Below are 2,437 nucleotides of genomic sequence, written 5' to 3' on the forward strand. Positions count from 1 at the left end.
GAACTTCCGAGTCGGGAGCTATCATGGCTTCCAAATGCGTCGCGAAGAGGCCATATTGGGTGGGTCGCTTCCGGTTTTTCTGGTAATTGTCTTGGGTATCAGTAACTGTTGTTAAGATACTACGATTTTGCTGGGTTGGCTAGACTTTTTACTCAGTCTGACGTTTCCCGGCTATACGCAGCACGACCCTTAGGGAGTATTGCCGCTGTAGCCTTTATTGTGCGTTCGCTTTCTTTTTATCCATAAAGATACGTTTGCCCAAAGTACTACAAAATAAAAAAGCGATTTGAGTATTTACCCAAATCGCTTTTATTTAACCCATTTCCTTCGCCTCTATTTCGGAGAATGGAGTCCTATTTTATTCCCCTCTGAATCGAGGAAAATTGCAAAAAAACCGCTCTCATCTGCATGTGGCGTTTTGGGAACAACTATTTTCCCTTCATTTGGTTCGACTTTATTTAGAATAGCTTGGAGATCCTCTCCGCCATTAAGATAAATGGTTACACCGTCAGAAGTGGGTTTATAACCTTCTCCCTTCATGATACTTCCAATAACCATTTGGTCTTCATAAGGAAATAGCCCCATTTGCATCCCTGCAAAATCCATTGATTCTATTTTGATGCTTAAAATGGATTGATAAAATTTTAAAGCACGTTCAAAGTCTGTTGCTGGAATCTCAAAGATAGAGACGTAATTATTCATAAAATTTTGATTTTCTTTTAGATTGTGCTTCTCATTATATGTATTCGACTTACTTTGCTCAGTACAAGCAGGAAATAGAACGACAACGAGAAGAATGACATTTAGTATTACCTTTTTCATACTATTAGTTTGAATGATAATACAAAAATAGGGTACTTGTAAAAACCAAAATTGTAAAAAAGCGACATTACTTGTAGAACAGGGAGGAAAGGGCCATGCTTTCATCACCTAAAAAGTCTTTAGGCTTAATACCTGTAAACTCCTTGAAATCTTTGATAAAATGTGCTTGGTCGTAAAACTCACATTCATAGGCAATATTAGTTAATTTCTCTGACTCATTATTAAGCAATAACTTTAATGCTGTTTGCAGTCGAATGACTTTTCCTAACTGCTTTGGACTAATTCCAATCTGTTTTTTAAAATTTCTTTCCAGCTGTCTTCTTTTGGATTTGTCTTCTCTTAAAATATTCTTAATTGATGCATTACCATTCGACAATAAAAGTGCGTCAATAGTTGACTTAACTATTTTGTCTATTGTCGATTTATCATTTAGCTTATCTAAAAGAAATTCTTCTATGATGTTAATTCGTTTACTTGTGTTTTCTGCATTGGCTATTTTATTCTCTAATGATGTTGAAGATTGTTCTCCGAACAGCTCTCCTAACGGAGTTTCTTTATTTACCAAGTCTTCAATAGGCTTAGACACGAAGTTAGAGAATCCAAAAGGGTAAAACCGAATTGCAAACGTGTTCACATACCCTGTTGGCTCGATATAAAATGGTTCTAAAGTTTGCCCAATTACCATTGTTCGAGGTTGAAGGATAAACTCATTTCCCTTAGTATATCTTTTAATATCATCTCCAAGGATAAAAGCCATTTCAATTGTGCCATCTGGAATAATTCTTTGTTTCTGAGGATTACCTTCAGAAGGAACTTCCAAAGTCCAATAGCAATTAACAAGAGATTCTAAATCAGGATGTGGTTTAAATGTGTTATAATTCATATTTGAATTCGGGTCTTATTTTAATGACACACAACGGGAGTCTGAGTGATAAGTCCCCACCCAAAACATAATTTCCAGGCGCTGATTAGCTTACCAACGCCAGCCTCCGTGGCCGCTCACAAAATACACCAAAAACAATAGCCTCCACAAAGCCTCTCGTAGCAAAAAGCGGTAAAACATGGAGAAAATGCCCGTTTAGAGGCTCAAGAAGGACCAATATGCCAAAAATAGACATGCTGGCCTGATGTTGTTGCAGCAAGCCAGCAAACTGAACTCCCCGTCAACTTTATCAAGGCCTTTTATAAGGTGTAGTAGCTTATCCATTGTTGCTTTAGAGTGCCGAACGGGTGTTCGACGATGGCCTGGCGTTGCTGATAGACACCGGGCTTATTATAGGGATTCATAGTCAGACTTCCTGGCTTTTAAAACGTCCAGGGCATCCTGCGTCCGCGCCACCAAAGCCGTCTTCTCTTCACTCTCTTCGTATTTATCGAGGCGGGAAAAATCCTCCAGCGCTCCGTCGATCCGGTTGTCGATCCAGTCCAGATGTCGCTTCAGCTTGGCGTCGTTGAAGTTCTTGTGAGCTGCGCTGCTGCCTACGGCGGTGCGGGCATCCTGCGCATGGACTTTCGTGCCATCAACGGCGATCCGCTTACCGCCAATCAAATCCCACTCCTTCAATAACGGGGACGTATTCGCGAAATACTTGCTTTAAATGCTTTGGATGAATTC

The 2,437-nt window shown here is 39.8% G+C and carries 3 protein-coding genes; all 3 read right to left on the reverse strand.

The genetic code is table 11. From position 1 onward, the window contains the following. Nucleotides 1-333: 333 nt before the first annotated feature. The 3 genes from B036_RS0125695 to B036_RS0125705 all read right to left on the reverse strand — a co-directional run bounded on the left by B036_RS0125695 (nucleotide 334) and on the right by B036_RS0125705 (nucleotide 2,386). Entirely contained in the window at nucleotides 334-822 is a 489-nt protein-coding gene (locus B036_RS0125695; protein WP_020571603.1) for a VOC family protein, read from the reverse strand. A 67-nt stretch (nucleotides 823-889) separates the two neighbouring features. Beyond that, nucleotides 890-1,705 (reverse strand): AraC family transcriptional regulator, encoded by an 816-nt coding sequence (locus B036_RS0125700; protein WP_026232354.1) that lies wholly within the window; start codon nucleotides 1,703-1,705, stop codon nucleotides 890-892. Nucleotides 1,706-2,095: 390 nt separating this feature from the next. Then, nucleotides 2,096-2,386, reverse strand: a complete 291-nt coding sequence (locus B036_RS0125705) for a hypothetical protein (RefSeq protein WP_020571606.1) — start codon at nucleotides 2,384-2,386, stop codon at nucleotides 2,096-2,098. Nucleotides 2,387-2,437 lie beyond the last annotated feature (51 nt).

This window comes from Neolewinella persica DSM 23188, assembly GCF_000373105.1.
GTDB classification, from domain to species: Bacteria; Bacteroidota; Bacteroidia; order Chitinophagales; family Saprospiraceae; genus Neolewinella; species Neolewinella persica.